General features: G+C 53.1%; 13 protein-coding genes. All 13 read left to right on the top strand.

The window, feature by feature from the left end:
* The first annotated feature begins 22 nt into the window (after positions 1-22).
* The 13 genes from IEY46_RS24320 to IEY46_RS24260 all read left to right on the top strand — a co-directional run bounded on the left by IEY46_RS24320 (position 23) and on the right by IEY46_RS24260 (position 21,240).
* Positions 23-796: a carbohydrate ABC transporter permease gene (locus IEY46_RS24320; RefSeq protein ID WP_188995921.1), complete on the top strand. Its 774-nt coding sequence runs from the start codon at positions 23-25 to the stop codon at positions 794-796.
* Between the two features lie 329 nt (positions 797-1,125).
* Complete coding sequence (locus tag IEY46_RS24315) at positions 1,126-2,907, top strand: extracellular solute-binding protein (RefSeq protein WP_188995919.1); 1,782 nt, start codon at positions 1,126-1,128, stop codon at positions 2,905-2,907.
* Positions 2,908-2,980: 73 nt separating this feature from the next.
* Positions 2,981-3,904, top strand: coding sequence for an ABC transporter permease (locus IEY46_RS24310; protein ID WP_188995917.1), 924 nt, complete (start codon positions 2,981-2,983; stop codon positions 3,902-3,904).
* Positions 3,905-3,915: 11 nt separating this feature from the next.
* A complete protein-coding gene (locus IEY46_RS24305) occupies positions 3,916-4,809 on the top strand; it encodes a carbohydrate ABC transporter permease (protein ID WP_229750497.1) in 894 nt (297 codons plus the stop codon).
* Positions 4,810-4,816: 7 nt separating this feature from the next.
* Positions 4,817-6,775 (top strand): glycoside hydrolase family 36 protein, encoded by a 1,959-nt coding sequence (locus IEY46_RS24300; protein WP_188995915.1) that lies wholly within the window; start codon positions 4,817-4,819, stop codon positions 6,773-6,775.
* A 31-nt stretch (positions 6,776-6,806) separates the two neighbouring features.
* The gene (locus tag IEY46_RS24295) at positions 6,807-9,146 is read left to right on the top strand and encodes an apiosidase-like domain-containing protein (RefSeq protein ID WP_188995913.1); all 2,340 of its coding nucleotides are present in this window, start codon (positions 6,807-6,809) and stop codon (positions 9,144-9,146) included.
* A gap of 230 nt (positions 9,147-9,376) precedes the next feature.
* Entirely contained in the window at positions 9,377-11,812 is a 2,436-nt protein-coding gene (locus IEY46_RS24290) for a GH116 family glycosyl hydrolase (RefSeq protein ID WP_188995910.1), read from the top strand.
* Between the two features lie 146 nt (positions 11,813-11,958).
* Complete coding sequence (locus IEY46_RS24285; RefSeq protein WP_188995908.1) at positions 11,959-13,752, top strand: sensor histidine kinase; 1,794 nt, start codon at positions 11,959-11,961, stop codon at positions 13,750-13,752.
* Between the two features lie 36 nt (positions 13,753-13,788).
* A complete protein-coding gene (locus IEY46_RS24280; protein ID WP_229750519.1) occupies positions 13,789-15,459 on the top strand; it encodes a response regulator in 1,671 nt (556 codons plus the stop codon).
* A gap of 120 nt (positions 15,460-15,579) precedes the next feature.
* Positions 15,580-17,466: a hypothetical protein gene (locus IEY46_RS24275; protein WP_188995904.1), complete on the top strand. Its 1,887-nt coding sequence runs from the start codon at positions 15,580-15,582 to the stop codon at positions 17,464-17,466.
* A gap of 325 nt (positions 17,467-17,791) precedes the next feature.
* Positions 17,792-18,706, top strand: coding sequence for an ABC transporter permease (locus IEY46_RS24270; protein ID WP_188995902.1), 915 nt, complete (start codon positions 17,792-17,794; stop codon positions 18,704-18,706).
* A gap of 26 nt (positions 18,707-18,732) precedes the next feature.
* Positions 18,733-19,611, top strand: coding sequence for a carbohydrate ABC transporter permease (locus IEY46_RS24265; RefSeq protein ID WP_188995900.1), 879 nt, complete (start codon positions 18,733-18,735; stop codon positions 19,609-19,611).
* A 66-nt stretch (positions 19,612-19,677) separates the two neighbouring features.
* Positions 19,678-21,240 carry an extracellular solute-binding protein gene (locus tag IEY46_RS24260; RefSeq protein WP_188995898.1) on the top strand — a complete coding sequence of 521 codons (1,563 nt, stop codon included), beginning with the start codon at positions 19,678-19,680 and terminating at the stop codon, positions 21,238-21,240.
* Positions 21,241-21,296 lie beyond the last annotated feature (56 nt).

The following is a 21,296-nucleotide window of genomic DNA, read 5'->3' as shown; positions in this document are numbered from 1 at the left end:
ATGGCTTAAGAAATTACGCGAAATGGGTTATATACTGGTTTTATCTTCCATCGGGGACAATTCAGATCCGGCGATGATGGTGGGTCACTCATCGCCGGACCCGCTCCGATTCACATGTATTGAAATAACCTTGGCCGTTAGTCGGCCAAGGTTATTTGTTGCTGATTATTTTAGACACTGCAGTACCAGTGTATTTTTTGTTTTTTTTGCTGTTGTCAGTCAAACCTTGCTTTCATCCATGACGGCATTCGTTCTGGCCAGAAGATCTGATCGGTGGAGCCGGCTTGTCTTATCCTTAATCCTGTTTGGCCTTATACCCGGAGGGTTTCTGATCCCGACCATCCTCGTGATGGATTGGGTTCACTTATATGGTACGCGGCTTGGATTCATTCTGCTTGGTATTGCCGGAGGGTCGCCCGTGCTGGTATTTCTCTTCTCGGGTTTTATCAAGACGGTGCCCAAAGAAATTGATGAATCGGCGATGATTGAAGGGTGCGGAGTATTTCGGCTGTTTTTCCAAGTCATTTTGTCGCAGTTAAAGCCGATTATTGCTACGGGGGCTATTCTGACCTTTATGGGAACGTGGAACGATTTCATCGGTCCGCTGATCTATTTGCCGGAGTCCTCACAGCAGACACTCCCCATGACGATTTATCATTTTAATTCCATGTACGGAACGCAATGGGAACTTCTTTTCGCGGATCTGATTATTTGCGCGCTTCCTGTCCTTATCTTCTACATGTTCGCTCAGAAGCATCTGATCGCGGGAATGACTGCAGGGGCAGTTAAAGGTTAATCTTTTTGAACTACACGATCCATTCTCCTTATGAGCGTACCGCTTATAGGGAGAGATGGATTTTTTTATAGGAAATCATGGTAAGCGCCGCTTCACGGTTCTTCGAGCATAAAGTCTGCATCTGGATATTCAGCTGCGGGCTATTTGGCATGTTGGCGGCAATTTTTTAACCGGTGTAAAAACAAGCGGTCGCAGCCTTCGAGGTAAAAAAACTATAAGCAGGTAAAAAGGTTATGCGTTTGCAGAACGCGCCGGATGAATCATAATGAAGCCATATAGAGCGCTTACAAGACAAAAGGGGGCTCTAACTACATCGATGGAGGAGAAATATGAACAAGAGAATACGGATAAAGACAGTGGGTCTGGCTGCGATGGCGTTCATGCTCGTAATGATGCTTGCGGCATGCAGCGGTTCGAATGGGGAAGGCGGCCAAGCGCCAAACAAACAGAAGAACGAAAGCGGCGTAAACGAAACGGCTGGTTCAACCAAGGAGGGAGCGGAGTCGGGGCCGCGTGACCCGCTCGCCAAGTTCGATCCGCCGATTCAGGTGACGACGGTCAAGTCGCTTGATGACGGAGCGATGAAATTTCCGGCAGGCGAGTCGATCGACAACAATCTGTGGACGCAAGGGCTTGATCAGGAATTAGGCGTCAAGCTGAAGGTGGATTGGCTCGTTCCGGACAATCAGTATGAACAGAAATTGAACGTGACGATTGCTTCGGACGATCTGCCCGATATTACGCTCGTCAATGCGGTTCAGCTCAAGCAGTTGGTCGACAACGAGATGGTCGAGGATCTGACGGACGTCTATGAGTCTTACAAGTCCGACTTAACGAATCAGATCATGACGGCGGATGGCGGCATCGGGTTGAAACAGGCAACGTTCGACGGCAAGCTGCTGGCAATCCCGGCGATGAACGGCGCACTCGACTCTGCGCCCGTGCTGTGGGTGCGTAAGGATTGGCTCGACAAGGCGGGATTGCAGCCGCCTAAGACTATGGACGATCTGATGAACGTGGCCAAGGCGTTCACAGAGAACGATCCTGACGGCAACGGACAGAAGGATACGTACGGCCTTGGTCTGCAGAAAGAGCTGTTCGGCGGCCAATACGTACTGAACGGATATTTCAACGGCTACCATGTCGTGACTGGCATGCCCGGCAATCTGCTATGGAACAAGGACAGCAGCGGGAAGCTGATTCTGGGCTACGTCCAAGCCGAAGCGAAGACCGCCCTGGGGAAACTGGCGGAGATGTACAAAGCAGGCTATATCGAGAAGGATTTTGCCGTGAAGGATGGCGGGAAAGTGAGCGAGTCGGTCGTCTCCGAGAAGATCGGCATGTTCTACGGCCAGCACTGGAACGCATTCTCGCCGCTGCCGGATGCGGTTAAGAAGAATCCGCAGGCCGACTGGAGGCCTTATGCGATCCCTTCCATCGACGATAAGATTACGGCGGAGAACGTTCTGGGCGTCAGCAACTTCTATGTCGTCCGTAAAGGCGCGAAGAATCCCGAAGCTGCGGTTAAAATCCTGAACTATTTCCTGAACAAGCAAAATCCGATGAGCGAGAATTATGACCCGAGGTATCACAATGGACCGAACTATCCGGAAGAATCTCACAGCGAATATAAGTACTCGCCGATTACGGTATTCCACCCGCAGCAAAACATATTGATCCACAACGGAATCGTTGAATTCGGCAAAACGAAGGATGCCAAAAGCTTAAGCGCCTGGAACCAGGGCAACGATAACGATCTCAAGCAGTTTACAGAAAACTTTGCCGGCGAAGGCGGCGAAGGCAAAGCCGGCGGTGTGAAAACAGAAAACTTTCCGGGGTGGGTCTGGGTCGGACCGTTCGGCGCTTACAGCGTAATCAACGAATATGTCGAGAAAGGACAAATCGTTCAACCGGCTTTCTACGGCGCGCCTACGCCGACGATGACAGCCAAGCAATCGACATTGGAGAAGTTGGTGCTGGAGAATTATACGAAATTCATTATGGGGGTTACCCCCATCGAGCAATTCGATAAGTTCGTGCAGAATTGGAACTCGCTCGGCGGTGCGGATATTACGGAAGAAGTCAATGGCTGGGCAGCCGACCAGAAGTAAGCACAGATAAGCGAGGGGGAGGCTGCACGCGTGCTTCTCCTTCGCTACTTAGAATCAAAGGGTGATGACAGTAATGATTGGAGCTTCTTCTTCCTCATCGAAACGAAAGAGACATGCGAAAGAATGGCCGCTGCACCTGATGCTGCTGCCGGCCGTTATTATCGTCCTGCTTTTCAGCTACATGCCCATGGCCGGAATATTGATTGCCTTCGAGCGGTTTAATCCGAGCAAGGGTTTCTTCGGTTCTCCGTTCGTCGGGTGGGATAACTTCCAATATGTCATGAACATGCCGGGTTTTGGGCAGGTCATGTGGAATACGGTTTATATTTCGTTAATGAAGATCGTTGCCGGTCTGGTCGCCCCCATCACGTTCGCGCTGCTGCTGAACGAAATCCTGGGGAGCAAGGTCAAACGAACGATCCAGACGCTTATTTATCTTCCGCATTTCATGTCCTGGGTGATCCTGGGGGGGATTATGATCGATATTTTGTCGCCTTCCGGGGGACTGCTGAACAGCCTGCTTGGAGTGGCCGGCATCGAACCGGTATTTTTTCTCGGCAATGAACGCTTGTTCCCTTATATGCTCGTCGCGTCGGATGTCTGGAAAGAGTTCGGCTTCGGCACCATTATCTATCTGGCCGCTATTACTTCGATTAATCCTGCCTTGTACGAGGCTGCCGTCTGCGACGGCGCGACCCGGCTAAAGCAGACGCTGCATATTACGCTGCCCGGCATGGCGCCGATCATCGTACTCATGATGACGCTCAGTCTCGGCAATGTACTGAATGCCGGCTTCGACCAGGTGTTTAATTTATACAGTCCGGTCGTCTACCGGACAGGGGACATTCTTGACACGCTTGTGTACAGACTCGGCCTTCTCGATGCGCAATATGGTGTGGCCACTGCAGTAGGGCTGTTCAAGTCGATTGTCTCGACCTGTTTTATTGTCATTTCCTACCTGTGCGCTTACCGGTTTGCTAATTATCGCATTTTTTGAAGAAGGGGGCCGTGATCGTGTTTCGGAGCAAAACGGAGTCGGTATTTAATGTTTTTAATACCTTTTTTTTGATTGCGGCAGCCCTGGTTTGCGTGGCGCCGATCGTCAATGTGCTGGCGGTGTCGCTCAGCGAGAGCGCCGATGCGGCGGCTGGCGCCGTGAAGCTGTGGCCGGTGAATTTTACGCTGCGATCCTATCAGTTTGCTTTCGAAGACAAGCTGCTGCTTTCTTCTTATTGGGTTTCTATCCAGCGGGTCGTGCTCGGCTCGCTGATCAATATGTTTCTGACGATTCTGGTCGCGTATCCGCTCTCCAAGGAAGTCAGGGAATTCCGGTTCCGTACCTGGTACGCGTGGTTTCTGTTCTTCACCATGCTGTTCAGCGGAGGGCTGATTCCATGGTACCTGACGATCCGCGAGCTTCATCTGATGGATACGATCTGGGCGCTGGTGCTGCCGGGAGCAGTACCGGTTTTCAACTGTATCCTGCTGTTGAACTTCTTCCGCCAGCTGCCGAAGGAGCTTCAGGAATCGGCCTTCGTAGACGGCGCCGGACATTGGACGATCATGTGGCGCATCCTTGTCCCTTTGTCCAAACCCGCGCTGGCCACGATCCTGTTGTTCACCTGCGTCGGCCACTGGAACTCGTGGTTCGACGGCTTGATTCTGATGAAGAGGCCGGAACATTATCCGCTGCAGACTTATTTGCAGACGAAAGTGGTCAGCTTCGACGCCAGTGCGCTATCCCACGCAAGCAAGGAGGAATTGGCCAACCTGATGGCGGTTTCCGACCGGACGCTCAAGGCGGCGCAAATTTTTCTGGCGGCGTTTCCCATTATGTGTTTGTATCCATTCTTGCAGAAATATTTCGTCAAGGGCATTGTCCTTGGCAGCGTGAAGGAATGAGGCGGCTATGGACGTAAAGGTGAAGGTTCACGATGATGGAAGTTTTGATATCTTGGCCGGGGACATGAAGCTGCTCGACTGTTACCCGGGGATAGACGGTCGGCCCTTGCGCCCGGTGCAGGTGGGGGTGACACGCGGCAAGGATTATTGCGAAGCCGTATATACGCTGGATAGCCGGGAGCTTGGGAGGTCTGGGGATCCCAGGCAGGTTGTGGTCCGGATTGCGGACCGTTCAGACGAAGCGGGTGGCTCCGGGATTGCAATTGCAACCGAATTACGGGGATTTACAGCCGCACCGCACAGCTTCTATCCTTTCTTCCAGGCCAGGGCGGAGTCGCTCCCGTCCGTATATCGTCAAGGCTTCGGCATAGGAGCAGCAACCGGACTGATTGCCGCCAGTCAGCTGGCGCAGCAGCCGCTTGGCAAGGCGGAGAGCTACGGACTCGCCGTTCTGGGCGGGGGAGGACAATATTTGAGCTGCTGGGCCGACAAGCAGGACACCTACATCCACCGGTACGATATTCAGACTCTTGGCGGAGAGGAAGGGGGGATCGTCATTTCGGCCGGTTTCCGGATGGAACGGACAGCGGCGGGGGGAGCGGCAGTCTGCTTGCCACCGATTCAATTAAGTGGGTTCACCGATTTGGAACAAGCGCTATCAGCGGCAGCAAGCTCGATCGGCGCCGCCATGGAAGCGAGGACGCACCGGGCGCCGGCCTATCACTGGTGCTCCTGGTATTATTGGTACCACCGTTTCTCCCATCAGCTGCTGCGCGAATATTTGCCTGCATTCTCCAAGCTGCAGCCTGCTGTTCCGCTCCAGTCCATTCAGATCGACGCCGGATATTTCCCTTCCGCAGGGGACTGGCTGGAGTCGAATGAGCTTTGGCCGGAAGGGCTGGGCCCGGCATTCGCCGATATCGCGGACAGCGGGTACACCCCCGGCATCTGGATCGCTCCGTTTATGGTCGGCAGCCGCAGCAGCCTTTATCGGGACCATCCGGAGTGGGTCCTGCATGATTTGTCCGGACACCCGGTTATCGAATGGCGCTGCTACAATGAGCCGAAGGCGTGGGGTTATGCCGATGACGAATATTACGTGCTCGATACGAGCCATCCGGAGGCGATGAACTACATTCGAGGCGTCTTCCGCACCTTTCGCAGCCAGGGGGCGCAATTATTCAAAACCGATTTCATGCTGTGGGGCATTCAGGACAGCACGAAGGTCAGCCGGCATACGCCCGGGCTCACTTCCGTGCAATACTTTCGCCAGCTGCTCGAAGCGATTCGCGAGGAAATCGGCGAAGAAAGCTATTGGATCGGCTGCATCGCTCCGTTCATGCCCTTCATCGGCTATGCCGATGCCATGCGGATCGGCGACGACATCGGAGCGGAGTGGAACGACAGGCAGTTTGGTCCGGAAAATATGATCCGGCAAATCTCCGGCTGCAGCTATATGAATGGGCTGTTCTGGCAGAACGATCCCGATGCGGTGCTGCTCCGCGATTTCCACATCCATATGAGCGGGGCGGAGCTGGAGTCGCTGGCTCTGCTGCAAGCTGTGTCAGGCGGAACCATCTATACGTCCGATCCGCTGCATGAGCTTCCTCCGGAGAGGATCGATCTGTTTCGGATGATCGTGCCCGGGGAGAGGGTTGTCCGGGCACGCCAGCCTTTGCTTCATGAAGGGCGCAAGGAACTGGTTCTCACGCATGTGTGGCCGGAGGAAGGCCGGGCGCTCCTGCTGTTCTTTAATCCGACCTCGGAGCCGCTTACAGAGCAGTACGATCTGGAGCAGCTTACAGGTGTGAAGGCATGGCATGTCAAGCTGTGGAAGACGAAATGGGATAGGGATGTCCGGGTCGAGCAATTGATCGTCAAACTTCCCCCTCACGGCAGCCGGTTATACCTGGCAACACTCAGTAATACCACAGTCGATGATAATAGCAACCTATGGGCTTGGTGATCACAATACACTGCAGAAGGAGTGAGTTGAGATGACAGAAAATCGGAAGGCTTCACTATTTGCAAGGATACCGGCTATGGGGCGGAAAGGGGTTCTCGCAGGCCTGCTGCTCTCCCTGGCGATATTGGCCATGCTGGGGTTTGCTCAAGAAGGTCATGCCGAGGAGCTTGCCACGGAAGAATGGAAAATGGTCGAAATTTCGTTGACGGCCGGTGGAATGTACGCCAATCCCTACAAGGATGTGGATATCGAAGCGACTTTTACAGCGCCCGATCAGACCACGATGACGATGCCCGGCTTCTGGGACGGCGGTTCGGTGTGGAAGATCCGTTTTGCCCCGAATCAGGTTGGGGAATGGACGTATTCAACGTCCGCGACGAATCCGGCCGATACGGGTCTTCACGGACAGACGGGAAGTATCACGGTAACGGCCTACAGCGGGACGCTGGAAAGCTACAAGCGCGGTTGGGCGCTTAAGCCGAGCGCCAATGGCCGCTATATCACCTATTCGGACGGAACGCCTTTCTATTGGCTTGGCTATACCCGCTGGGGAATATTCAAGGGCGAGCGTTATGACGAGTCGAACGATGCGAGATTCGACTCACAGTTCAAGGGCATAACCGACCGGAATGTGGCTAACGGTTATAACGTCATACAGACCTCGCCGTTTGCGCAAATTCCTGCGGGATGGTGTTTCTCCGGAGAAGCCTGTCCGTGGAAAGATGATTATTTCACCGACATGAATCTGGATTACTGGCGTGACGGTGACCGCAAAATGGATTATCTTGCCCAAAGCGGCCTGATCGTGTCCTTCAATAATCCCGGCTTCAGCAGCGGGTATTACGATATCGCAAAGTTGGACGACGACAAGCGGATCACGAGATATATATTAGCCCGTTACGGGGCTTATCCGGTCAATTGGCTCTCCGGCACCGAGGTATTATGGACAGGTGAATACAGCGGCAACGTTGCGGCCAAAACCATATTTCAGGAAGTCGGATCGTACTTGCATCAGCTAGACCCTTACGAGCGGCTGGACAGCAATATGGATTTTTGGACCGGCAGCCCGTATGGGGGCACGTATCCCTTCTTCACTGAAAGCTGGTTCCGTTACATTAATAACGAGATCGGCCACGGTGCTCCCGTTAATGCGGATGCCTGGGCCAACCTGTACAACAGAGCATCCAAACCTATCATCGAGACGGAAGCAAACTTCGAGAAGATCGGCGACAATCCGGACTGGTATACGCGGCATGCGGCTTGGCAGTCCCAAATGGGCGGCAGCGCAGGATTTGCAACCAGCGCCCAGGGCATCTGGTATCCTTGCTGGACGAATACCGACACGCATCCGAATTGCATTTATTCGGGGACGGAATACGCTTGGAACGAGGCGCTCGATTTTGCGGTTACCGACAAGCAGCTGTCCTATATGAAGCAATTCATGACGGCGCTGGATTGGTTTGCGCTGGAGCCTAAACCGGACGCAATCGCATGGACGGGCGCTCCGACCGGCACGGATGCTTACAAGCCCGGCCACAAATCAAACGCTGACCGGTCGCTAGTTGTCGCTTATCTGCCCAAGCGAACGGCCATGTATACGGGCATGCTCCAGCATCTTGTTCCCGGGGCCGCTTACAGCCGGCAATGGTTCAACCCGCAGAGCGGCGTCTATACCGACTTGCCCGTTATGCAGGCGGACGCAAGCGGAACGGTTCCTGTTCCGGCGCCGCCATCGCTGGAGGATTGGGTGCTGCTGGTCCGGAAAACCGCAGGGGAAGATTCCGCAGCGGCCGGAGCGCCGGGAACGCCGGTGCTGTCGGATGACAACGGGCACGACACGGGAATCAAGGACGGTTCCTACAAGGTCACCATGAATATGTGGTGGGGGAATAACGGCACGGTCTATAAGCTTTATGAGAATGATACGCTCATCGATACGCAGGTGCTGACTGCCCGTTCGCCGCAGGCTCAGACGGTCTCGACGGTGATTAGCGGCAAAAGCAATGGCAATTATCGTTATTATGCCGAATTGACCAATATGCACGGTACGACGAGAAGCCAGGTTCTTGAGGTGCCCGTTACGCAGGCGACGCCTTCCCAGCCTGTACTGTCTCACAACAATTGGGATGGCGGCGGCAATTTCCAGGTGAGCATGAATATGTGGTGGGGCACAAGCGGCACAACTTACCGCTTGTACGAGAACGGTGTACTTATTGATACGCAAACGCTAACCGTCCGCACGCCCAATGCGCAATCGGCCGTTACTGCGGTTGCCGGAAGAAAGCCTGGCGTCTATGAATACCGGTGCGAGCTGGCGAACGAGGCCGGAGGGACGACGAGCCGGACCATCAAGGTCACCGTAACGCGGTAACTGTAATGCGCTAACCATAACGTGCTTATTGTAATGCACTACTGTAAGGCACTTACAGTAACGTGCTGGCTGGCGCGAAGTTGATGAAGATAAAGTCTGCTGATCGTACGCGTTGTTTGGAATACGATAAACGGGTCAGCGAATGCTCTTCTAATGAAAACGCGCTGCCGGTTGGTATTTTCAGTCTTTACTATAACTTGGAGCCTTAAAGGCAAAATGGAGAAGAAGCTATGAAAACATTTAACGGCGTATACACGGATGGCCGACAGGATCGGATTGTCTACCCATTGGGGGGAATCGGGGCGGGCATGATCGGTCTGGAAGGGACGGGAGCGTTGTCTCATGTATCCTTGCGGGGCAAGCCGGAATTGCAGCACCTGCCCTTGTTGTTCTCCACCATGACGGTGCTTGGCGAGAACCCGGAAGCCAGAATATTGGAAGGGCCCGTACCCTCCTGGAAAGTGTTTGACACCAGAAGCGGGCCTAACGGCGGAGCTGCCGGCGGGCAAAATGGCCGTCATTACGGCCTGCCCAGGATGAAGGAATGCTCCTTCACATCGCGGTTTCCGTTTGGAGACATTCAATTAAAGGATGAGACTCTTCCAGTCAGCGTGAGCCTGACAGGCTGGAGCCCGTTCATTCCGTCCGATACCGACCATTCGAGCCTTCCGGTGGCGGGATTGGAATACACGTTCAGGAATGAGTCGGAGCAGCAGGTCGATCTTGTGTACGCGTTCCATGCGTACAATTTTATGTCACTGGGATCGGGCGGGGCCGGGGTCAGACAAACGGAGGGTGGGTTCGTCCTCTCGCAGTCCCCAGTCGAGGACCAGCCTTGGAGCGGGGGCGCCTTCAGCGCTGTTACCGACCGGCCTGGCACAACCGTTCATACGAAATGGTTCCAAGGACCGATCTGGTTCGATGCATTGACGATGCTGTGGAAGACCATTGAAAAGGGAGGCAGTCTTCCGTATTCCGAACCTGAAGCAAGCGGCGGCAGGACGGGGCCTGGCGGGAGCCTGTACGTACCGCTGCAATTGCAACCGGGTGAAGAGAAGCGGATTTGCCTTCGGCTATGCTGGCATGTCCCGGTCACGGATCAAAGGCACGGCGCCGCAAGCCCGGAAGTGGAAGGCTTCGGAGATATGACGCATCGGCCGTGGTATGCCGGCAAGTTCGCCGAAATCGGTGAAGTAGAGGCCTATTGGCGCGAGAGCTATGACGTGCTCCGCAGCCGGACGGCAGTCTTCACTGACACCTTCTACCGATCCGACGTTCCGGATGAAATACTTGAGGCCGTATCGGCTAATCTGACTATCCTGAAGTCGCCGACAGTGATGCGGCAGCCGGACGGCAAGCTGTGGGCATGGGAAGGCTCCTTCGATACGGAGGGGAGCTGCTATGGTACATGTACGCATGTCTGGAATTATGCGCAGGGACTGCCGCATTTGTTCTCCGACCTGGAGCGCGGAATGCGGGAAAGCGAGCTTGCGGAGGGGCTGGACGAGACCGGTCATCAGGCATTCCGGCTTCCGCTGCCGATCGTCCCTGCCGTGCATGACTATTATGCGGCGGCAGACGGACAGCTTGGCGGCATCATGAAGGTGTACCGCGAATGGCGGATCGCGGGCGATCTGGAGTGGCTGCGCTCACGATGGGAACCGTTGAAGAAAAGTCTTCATTATTGTATGGATACCTGGGACCCGGACCGGCTTGGCGTTCTGGTGGAGCCGCATCACAATACGTATGATATCGAGTTTTGGGGGCCGGACCCGATGTGCTCTTCCATCTACATCGGAGCCTTGAAGGCTGCCAGTCTCATGAGCGTGGCGCTCGGAGAAGACGGCTCGGTCTATGCGGATCTCTATGCGAAGGGCAAGGCGTACATGGAGTGCGAGTTATTCAACGGCGAATACTACGAGCAGCGTACGACGTGGGAAGGTTTGCGGGCGGAGCTCCCGACGCTTGGCATGGATGCGGGAAACGTTCAGTATTCCGAGGAAGCATACGAAATTTTCAAGCGGGAAGGTCCCAAATATCAATACGGCCGGGGCTGTCTCGCGGACGGTCTGCTTGGGGCGTGGCTTGCCGCGGTATGCGGGCTGGGGGACATTCTCGATCCGGCACAAGTGAAGAGCCATCTGCTCAGCGTATACAAATACAATTTCAAGGCGGATTTGTCCGGGCACGCCAATCCGCAGCGTCCCGGTTTTGCGCTCGGCCGCGAAGGCGGCTTGCTGCTCTGCACCTGGCCCCGCGGCGGGGAACCCCTGCTGCCGCTGCAATACAGTCATGAGACGTGGACCGGCATCGAATATCAGGTCGCTTCGCACTTGATGCTCGCGGGCCACCGCGATGAAGCGCTGGAGATCGTGCGCGCTTGCCGCAGCCGGTATGACGGACGCGTTCGCAACCCGTTTGCGGAATACGAGTGCGGCCTCTGGTACGGCCGGGCGATGGCCTCTTATGCCCTGATCGGCGCCTATTATGGCATCCGCTATGACGCCGTCGAACGAAAGCTGCATATGCGGCATGATGCGCCGGACAATTTCCGCTGTTTCATCGCGACTGCCACAGGCTTCGGCATAGTAGGCCGCAAGGAGGGCGTTCCATTCATTGAGGCGGCGGAGGGAGTCATCGACGCAGCATTCATGGAAAGGAGCTAGCAGCAGCCCGCTGAAAGGGGAACGCCGAACCTTCCAATAAGGAGGGTTCGACCGTTCCTTTTGCGCATTCCGGTTGATTGCACCGGAGAACCAGGCGTATAACGTTCCACAAAGGATATGCGAATTCAGGAGACGCTTTTGTTATAATGTACGGGTACCGGCAGGCGCCGGCAACTTTAGTCGGAACAAAAGGGGACAACATTTTGGAGAGCGCTCTCATCTTTTGGCGAAAGTCGATTTTCACACGGCTTATGCTTACCTTTCTGCTCATTGTATCTCCTCTCTACCTGGTCGCGTTTTTAATTTATAACTGGGGGATCGGCAGCGTTAAGGAGGAACTGGAGCGGACGATGAAATCGCAGGTGGCTTTTTTCACCAGCAACCTCAACACCGAGGTTCAGCGCATTAATTCGCTGCTGTACAACACTCTGTACGATAGCAACCTCACCGATCTGGCTGACACGGTAACCAAAATGTCGGATTACGAAATCTACCGCTCCATCAACAACCTGCAGCAGCGTCTGTTAGTGCTGAAGAACAGCAATTTATATGTCAAAGATGTAACCGCGTACATCCCTTCTGCTGAAATGTTCGTCACGTCCAATGAGGGGGTGGGGAATGTCGACCCGGATGCGTTGGCTTTTTTCAATCGCGCGTCGACCAATTCCAAATCGCAGCTGCTGCAGTACCGCGGCGACTTTTATTTGCGCGCTTTACTGCCGCTGGATATGCGCTACCGCATGGAGAAGAAAGTCCATCTGCTGACGGCTACGTTGTCCATCGACCGGATCCGCGCCTCGCTGGGGCAGTTGGATACACGCCCCGGTGGAGGGACGGCGCTGCTGCTGCCAGACCGGAGCCTGGTCGGATTGCCCGGGGCGGACGAACAGCTTGCCGCCGCGCTCGGCGCTGCGCTGCAAGCTCTCCCCGACTTGTCCGGAAGCGGGAGTCTGACGTTTGCACAGGACGGCCAGAACTACTTCGCCGTTTATGAAACGTCCTCTTATCTCGGCGCGACGCTGGCCGTTTACGTGCATCAGGAAGCGCTCACGGAAAAAGCGGACCGCTTCAAGGGGCTGTTTCTGGTTTACTCCATGGCGGCCGTCTTGATCGTATTTGTCTATATGCTGTCTGCGTTCAAGTTCGTCCAGCAGCCGATGCTCAAGCTTATTCGCGCGCTCAGGCAGATGGAGAAGGGAAATCTGAACGTGGAGATCACCCATCGGAGCGAAGACGAATATGGTTTCGTGTTCACACGGTTCAACGGCATGGTGCGCAATCTGAATCAATTGATCGACCAGGTATACAAGCAGCAAATTTTGACCCAGCAAGCCGAGCTCAAGCAGCTGCAATCGCAGATTAATCCGCACTTTTTATATAATACCTATTTTGTTCTCTATAACATGGCGATGAGCGAGGATTACGATAACGTGAAGCAATTTACCCGTCAACTGGGTACCTACTTTCAGTTTATTACCCGCAATGCGGCGGACGACGTACCCCTTAAGATGGAGGTGGAGCATGCGCGGACGTATTGCGAGATTCAGAGCCTGCGTTTCTGGAACCGCCTTGCCGTCGATTTCGGGGAGCTGCCTGCAAGCTGCTCGGATACACTTGTCCCGCGGCTTATTTTGCAGCCGATACTTGAGAATGTATTCGAGCACGGATTGGCCGACAAGAAGGCTGACGGACTGCTGACGGTCGCGTTCGATGTTTCGGCGGCCGGGCTTGAAATCGTCGTGGAGGATAACGGGCCGCTCTTGCCTGATTCCGTTATCGTGCAATTGAACGAGAAAATGCTGCCGGGAGCATCTTCTTCCGAAACGACCGCGATCGTGAACATTAACCGCAGATTGCGCTTAAAGTTTGGCGACGGAAGCGGTCTGGTATTCCGGCATGGTGCGGAAGGCGGGCTGCAGGTACGCATTGTCATCGCATAATCCAAAGCGGAAAGGAGGATTCAGAGCGTGAAACGAATGCTGATCGTGGATGATGAACCTTTTATCGTCAGCGGGTTATACGAATTCATGATGCTGGGTTCAGGGCTTGAGCTTGACGTATATAAGGCGTATTCCGCAGATGAGGCGATAGACTGGCTGCAGCGAACGAAAATGGACATCGTCATTACGGATATTCAAATGCCCGGCATGTCCGGACTGCAGCTGCTGACCCTGATCAAGGAACGGTGGCCGCATTGCAAGGTGATTTTGCTCACAGGGTATAATGCCTTCGAATACGTCTATGAAGCGATACGCCATGACGGCGTGCGCTACTTGCTGAAGACGGAAGGACATGATGCCATTCTGGAACTTGTCCGGGCGGCAATTTCCGAAATTGAAGAGGCGCGCCAGACGGCCGATTTAATCGAGACAGCCAACCGTCAAATGCAGCTCGCTCTGCCGGTGCTGCAGAAAGATATGCTGTATGGGCTCCTGAGAGGCGAGCGGCTGCCGGCCGAGCGGCGCAGCAGGCGTTTCAGACAGCTGAATTTCCCCCTGCAGGCGGAACGGGATGTCCGCTTGATGCTGGCCCGTCTGGAATATTCAGGCGAAGCGGCTGACGGGGATAACCGCGACGAGAATGCGTTCCGCGTTAATCTCGCAATCAATCGCTATATCGGGGTCAAATACGAGAAGGCTTTTTTGATAGGGGAGGACGGTACGCTGGTATGGCTGCTCCAGCGGGCTGCATCCCTGGAGGAAGACATGAATGGGGACAGCGAGAGCTACCAGTTGAAGGGCAATTTGGAGCTTGTACTTGAGATGTGCGAGGAAATGACCGGCATGTCCGTCCACTTTCTGCTTGATGACAGGCGCGTAGCCTGGGATGAAGCCGCTGACAGGCTGGCAGCGCTAAGAAAGGAGATCTTCAGCTTGCCCGCGGTTGGCGGCAAGGGGAGCATAGCCGGGTACACCAACGGGTCCTCCCCGATGCCGAAGGCTCAGGCGCATGATGCGGCGCTGCTGCAAGTGAAAAAACTCGATTTGCTGGGCAGTTATCTGGAGACGGGGCAGAAGCGCGAGTTTTCCGATCTGCTGGAGGAAATGCGGCACAGTGCGGAGCGTGCAATCGCAGCCGACCTGCCGCAGGCCGCTCTTGGCATCTATTATCCGCTGTCGCTCATGCTGTTTGCCCATGTGCATGGGTGGAAAATGGAGGAACAGCTGCATGCGCTTCAAGAGCCGGATTTGCGCATTGCGTACAATCCGGCTTTAGCTCCCGACCGTGCAGGAGAGGTTTTCAGCAGGATTGCGGAATTGTTGTTTGAATGGAGGCGGAACGAACAGGATAACCGGGTCAATTCTGTCATCCTGTCCCTGCAGTCGTATGTACGGGACCATCTGGAGCAGGACCTGTCGCTCGTTCGGCTGGCGGAGGTGAGCCGGCTGAATCCCTCATATCTGTCCCGGCTGTTCAAGAAGGTAACCGGGATCAATCTGAACGCATATATTCAGGAGACGCGGCTTGGCAAGGCGGCGGAGCTGCTGCGCGAATCGGAATACAAGATATATGAGATTTCCAAAATGTCCGGATACGATTACCCGCCGTATTTTACGAAAATATTCCGCAAGTCGCTGGGGATGAGTCCGCAGCAATACCGGGACTTTCATGCCGGGAATCTTCCCGGTACCGGCGCCAGGGCCTAAAGTGGCTCAATTCAACACTTGAACAAGGATTGCAAGGTCTATTAATCCCGTTAACCGTTAACGCGGCTGGACATCATTTGATTATAGTGGAGCTGTTGTTAAATGAGGATTTGGAACAGCATGAACAGAAACGATGAAGGAGCGATTCATTGCCTAGGCAACGGGGAGCTGGCGGTTTACGAACAAGGCCCGAATATTATCCAGGTTTTCGGGCCCCCTTACAGTTCTCCGTCCTTCATGAAGCTGATGATCGATGAGACGGAAGAGATCGAGGTTCATTCCATAAGGGAAAAGGGAACGGCGATCTGGAGGCATATCCTCTTGAGACATCATCAGCCCATAGGCGAAATGGTGGATAGCGTTGATTGCGTTAATCCTTGCCTGATAAGAAAGATCACCTTAAGCGAACCGTTGAAGTTCAAGCTGGTCACGGAAAGCATGATTAAAGTCGTTAATCATTCGTGCCGTTATTCCGAATCGGCCCCAACATTTGCGCTGTTGGCCTTCGCCAAAGCGGGGAGTTTCATCTACGGCAATTACCCCACCAGGCATGAGAGGGTGCAGCAGGTTGTGGCAACGGGCTGCCTGGACCATATGGATCAACGGGAGAGCGAAGAGGGACATGTGCATGAATTGCGGTTCAAACCGGGAGAAAGCTGCATCTATATTATCGGTGGTCCAACGTATCCGGAATGTGTGATGAATACGGACAAGGCTCTGAAGCGGGATTACGCGGAAATGCTCTCCGAAACAAGAGAATATTGGCACAATTATGGTCGCCAGCGTATCGGGCTCGAGGGAAGGTTTCCGGAGAACGATCCTTTCTATCCGCTGCTGATGCAAACCATAGACGATTACGCCATTCTTGTGAAGACGCAGCAAGGCAGGGAAGGGGGAATTCTGGCCGGCCATAATTATCATCTCGGGTACATCCGGGATCAATATGGGGCTTTCAGATGCTTATTGAAGCTGGGACATGATCAAGAGGCCAAGCAGGTGCTGGAATTCTATTGGAATATTTGGTGCAGATACGGTTATTTAAAAAATGCGCAGGGGATCGGCCAGGAAGGGATATTCCATGTTCATGAAAACGACGATGTCGAAATTACGGCCTATCTGATTATTCAATCCTTCGACTATCTGAACAGCACGGGTGACGCTGCCCTCCTGCAAGAGATTTTCCCGATGCTGGAATGGGCTTGGCACGCCCAGTGCCGGCATTTGGTTAGGCATATGCTTCCCTTTAATGGGGATGAGACCTACATTGCCTGCGGGGTTCTCCCCCGGAATGTCATCGATGACGGATCGGCGGAAGCCACCATGCTTTTCATTCAGGCCGGCAGCATGCTGCTTGAATGGATTGCCGGCCATAAGCTGTGGGAAAACCCGAAGCTGGCAGAGAACAAGGAAATATTGAGGCTAACCAGGGAAAACTACCGCAGCAATTTCTGGAAAGATGGCAAGCTGATGACCAATAACCCGGACAGGAAATCCGGCTTGGAGCTTCCAGGATTCAGGCATGGAGTATGCGAGGGCTGCACCGGATTCGGATGGACGCAGAACAATGGTAAAGACCGCTACGTCTGTCCTTCCTGTCTGGCAAGCCAACCTCTCGAGCGCAGCGCAGACACCATCCATTATTTGCAATCCGTCAGCCTGATGCATTTCTATATGAACGCTTCTATATTCTCCGAATCGGAGTTGTCCGCGATGCTGGAGGAAGTGGTTGTCCAATACAAGCAGGACGGCAAATTACCCTCAAAGCCTGATAGTACCACAACATTGGGATATGACTATGGCCTCTTCCTTTACGCATTAACGAAAATGCAGCATCCGCTGGCCAGAGAGGTTTTCGAAAAAACGCTTTCCATACTGGATCCGGTAGGGGCATGGGCGGAATATTACGTGAACGGACAGCCACAGGGTACGCGTTATCGGCCTTGGGAGGGAGGAATGAACCTCGAAGCGGCAATGGCATATATGAGCGGCACAAGGAGAAACGGCTAACGCCTTCCTTTTTCGGCGGAGCAAGTTTCTTCTCTTAGACATATAAGCCTGGTACAGGTGAAAGCTTATAAAAAAATAAGCCAGCACAGCCGGTTTCCTTTCATTAAAGGGAGCCGGTTTTCTTATTGTACAGGCATGGCAGGGCTTGCTGAGCAGCCCGAATCGAAAGATTTTGATATCAAATGAACACTTCAAACATGGGTTTCTTAATTAATTTATATCATCTTAACAAACTGAAATTTCAATTTGCGGCCGTACCCGTTATGATTTGTGAGGTGACAACGCTTACACAACAAACGTAATTTACGAGGAGCGATTCAATGGTATGAACGGCATGTTCGAAGAACTGCGAAGAAACAAATGGTATTACCTCATGGCGCTGCCGGGTCTGACATTCTTCCTGGTATTCTGCTATTTGCCGCTGCCGGGTATTCTGATTGCATTCAAAGACTACAACTTTGCCGACGGCATATTCGGGAGCAAGTGGGTCGGGCTGCAGAACTTCGCGTTCTACTTTCAAGGCGATTATGCGTGGAGGACAACGTTCAATACGTTATTCATCAACGCCAACTACATTGTATTCGGCACGATCGTAGCTGTGGCATTCGCCATTTTATTGAATGAAATCAGAAGAAGTTTTTTTCGCCGAATGTATCAAAGTCTGATGTTCCTGCCGTATTTCTTCTCGGCGATCGTTGCAGGTAATTTCGTCTACTTAATATTCAGCACAAAATATGGCCTGTTTAACCAGCTCCTGCAGACGATGAATCAAGCCGCGGTTGACTGGTATTCCGCAGCCGGCTATTGGGTGAGCATTCTCGTCGGTGTTTTTATATGGAAAAATACGGGGTATGCCGTTATTCTTTATTTGGCCACAATCGTGGGCATCGACGATGAATTATATGAAGCGGCAGCATTGGATGGCGCAAACGGATGGCAGAAAATCCGCTTCATTACGCTTCCGCTGCTTGTGCCAACCGTCATTATCGTGACCCTGCTCGCCGCCGGCAAAATATTTTACGGCGATTTCCAGACCATCTACTCGATTGTGGGCGATAATGGACTGTTGTTTGAAACGACGGACGTGATCGATACCTACGTGTTCCGCGCGGTCAAGAACGTCGGCGACATCAGCATGCCGGCAGCCGTCGGATTATACCAGTCCTTGTGCGGCTTCCTCTTCGTGCTCGGCTGTAACTGGGCGGTCAAGAAGGTCAATAACGACAACGCGCTGTTCTAATCAATTCTTTTATAGTGGAGGGTACGATGACGGCATCAAAAAAAAGATTTTCCATCTCGCAGGCGATCTTTCATACGATTTTTATCGCATTCTGCACGTTCACGACGATACCGTTTCTTCTTACTATCATGGTATCGATTTCAGGGGAGTCCTCGGTATTCAAGAATGGTTATTCACTCTTGCCCGAGACATTCTCCTTGGATGCGTACCGGCTCTTGTTCGCCGGTGACGAGATCTGGAACGGCTACCTGATTTCCATTATCGTAACGCTGTCGGGAACCGTGCTCGGGTTATTTCTGAGCGCTATGCTGGCTAATGCCATGGCGATGCCCAAAGTGAAATACCGCAACGTCATTGCCCTGATTATTTTTATCACGATGATCTTTAATGCAGGGCTGGTCCCATGGTATATCTTCGTAACCAAATACCTGCATCTGAAAGATACGATATTCGCTTTGATTTTGCCGATGCTGATTAATCCGTTCAATGTGTTTCTGATCCGGAATTACTTTAAATCCTTGCCGCCAGCCTTGCTGGAATCGGCTGAGATCGAGGGTGCGGGCCCATTCTACAGCTTCACGAGAATACTGCTCCCGCTTTCGGGGCCGATTATCGCTACCGTTGCTTTGTTCATTTCCCTTGCTTATTGGAATGAGTGGGGACTCGCCCTGTGGCTGATCGACAGCCGGGAATTGTATCCGCTGCAGTTCATGCTGTTCAAAGTCCAGTCCATGATCAACTTTATGAGCTCACAGGGGAATACGATATCCGGCAGCCAGACGCTGCCCTCGGAAACGGCGAAAATGGCGATGGTGCTCGTTACGATTGGTCCGATTATGCTGGTATATCCCTTCATTCAGAAATATTTCGTGAAGGGTATTATGATCGGCGCGGTCAAAGGATAGGTTGTCTCCGTCTTACCGGGCGGTTCAACATACAAGCTTTACCATCATAAGGGAGGTTTATGATCAGTGAAAAGAAAGACATGGATTTCGGTTCTAGTAATGGCTCTTCTATTAACCGGGCTGCTCTCGGCATGCTCAAGCAAAGAGAACAACAGCGGGGATAAGAAGAATAATACGCAGAAAGAAGAGGGCAATGGGAATTCTGCAGAAGCGAATACAGGCAATTCTGCAGAAAAAGAAAAGAAGGCTAGCGGAACCGTCAAGGTGGTTCTACCCGGCGATGCGCCAAAGGATCTGAAGAATGTAAAGAAAGCCATCGAAGACAAGATGCATGCGGATGGCCTGGATCTTACTCTTGAATTCACTTACTTTCCATGGGATCAATACAACAACAAGCTCAATCTGATCGCGGCCTCGGGAGAAAATTACGATCTGGCCTGGACGCATGTCAGCTGGCTCTCCCAAATCGTCTCGAAGCATGTGGTTGCTCCGCTGGATGAGTGGCTGGAGAAGAGCGGCCAGGATCTGAAGGAAAACATTCCGTCTGCCAACTGGCTCAGCTCCTCGATCGATAATAAAATTTATGGCATTCCGACGCTTGTTCCGACAGCCGAGAATAATAATTTCTTCGCGATACGCGGGGACCTGCGGAAGAAGTACAATCTGCCGGAGATCAAGACATTAGCTGATTTCGAAGCTTATCTGGACGCCATTAAGAAGAACGAGCAGGGCATGGTACCGGTCGCGAACGACGGGACCCGGGCGCTTCTTCGGGAATTCGGCAACGTTTACCTGCCGCTTGGCGACGTGGGAGCAGGGCCGGGATATATCGATCCGGCTGATCCGGAGCTGAAGGTTCATAATTTCTATGAATCTGACATTTTCAAAAACATCGTGAATACAAAAAGAAAATGGTATACGAACGGTTGGATGCCAAAGGATGCCCAGGAGATCAAAGATCCCGAAGCCGCATTGAACAATGGCAAGCTTGGAGCCATCTGGTCCAACGTGTTGAAGACGACTGAACGTATTGATGCCTTCAAGAAAACGCTCCCGGACGGAGAGCTCGAAGATGTGTTCCTGAATCCGGAGAAGCCGAAGTATGTTTTTGATGCGGCATCGAACCTGCTGTCCGTCTTTGCAACCAGCAAGAATCCTGAAGGCGCCGTTGCATTTGTCAACTGGTTCCGCAGCAACCAGGAGAATTATGATCTGTTCTCCTACGGAGTTAAGGACGTCAATTATGTCATGGACGACAGCGCGATCTCGATCGAGGGCATTGGCGAACAGCAATCCTATAATCAGGTTTATTGGGCATGGGACGATATCCGGTTGAAGTACTTCAGCAAACACATCAGTCCGGACTTTGCAGGGACGCTGCAGAAGTGGGATGAGGGAGCAACCGAAGCGCCGACTCTGGGATTCCGCTTCAATGCCGATCCTGTCAAAGCCGAAATTGCCCAAATCAGCGCTGTTGAGAAGGAGTATGTGGATTCGGCTTATGCGGGATTCTCGGATTACGATCAGTTCTTCCCTAAATTCCAGAGCAAGCTGAAGTCGGCAGGCATTGACAAGGTCATTACCGAGATGCAGAAGCAGCTGGATGCCTTTCTGGCAGCAAAAAAATAAACGAAGCGGGGTTATAAAACAAGAAAGTTAAAAAATTGAAACTCAGGGAGGGATCT

Source organism: Paenibacillus nasutitermitis (assembly GCF_014641075.1).
Classification (GTDB): domain Bacteria; phylum Bacillota; class Bacilli; order Paenibacillales; family Paenibacillaceae; genus Paenibacillus_Z; species Paenibacillus_Z nasutitermitis.
The sequence above is the reverse complement of the archived record's forward strand: the minus strand, read 5'-3'. Positions and strand labels throughout refer to the sequence as shown.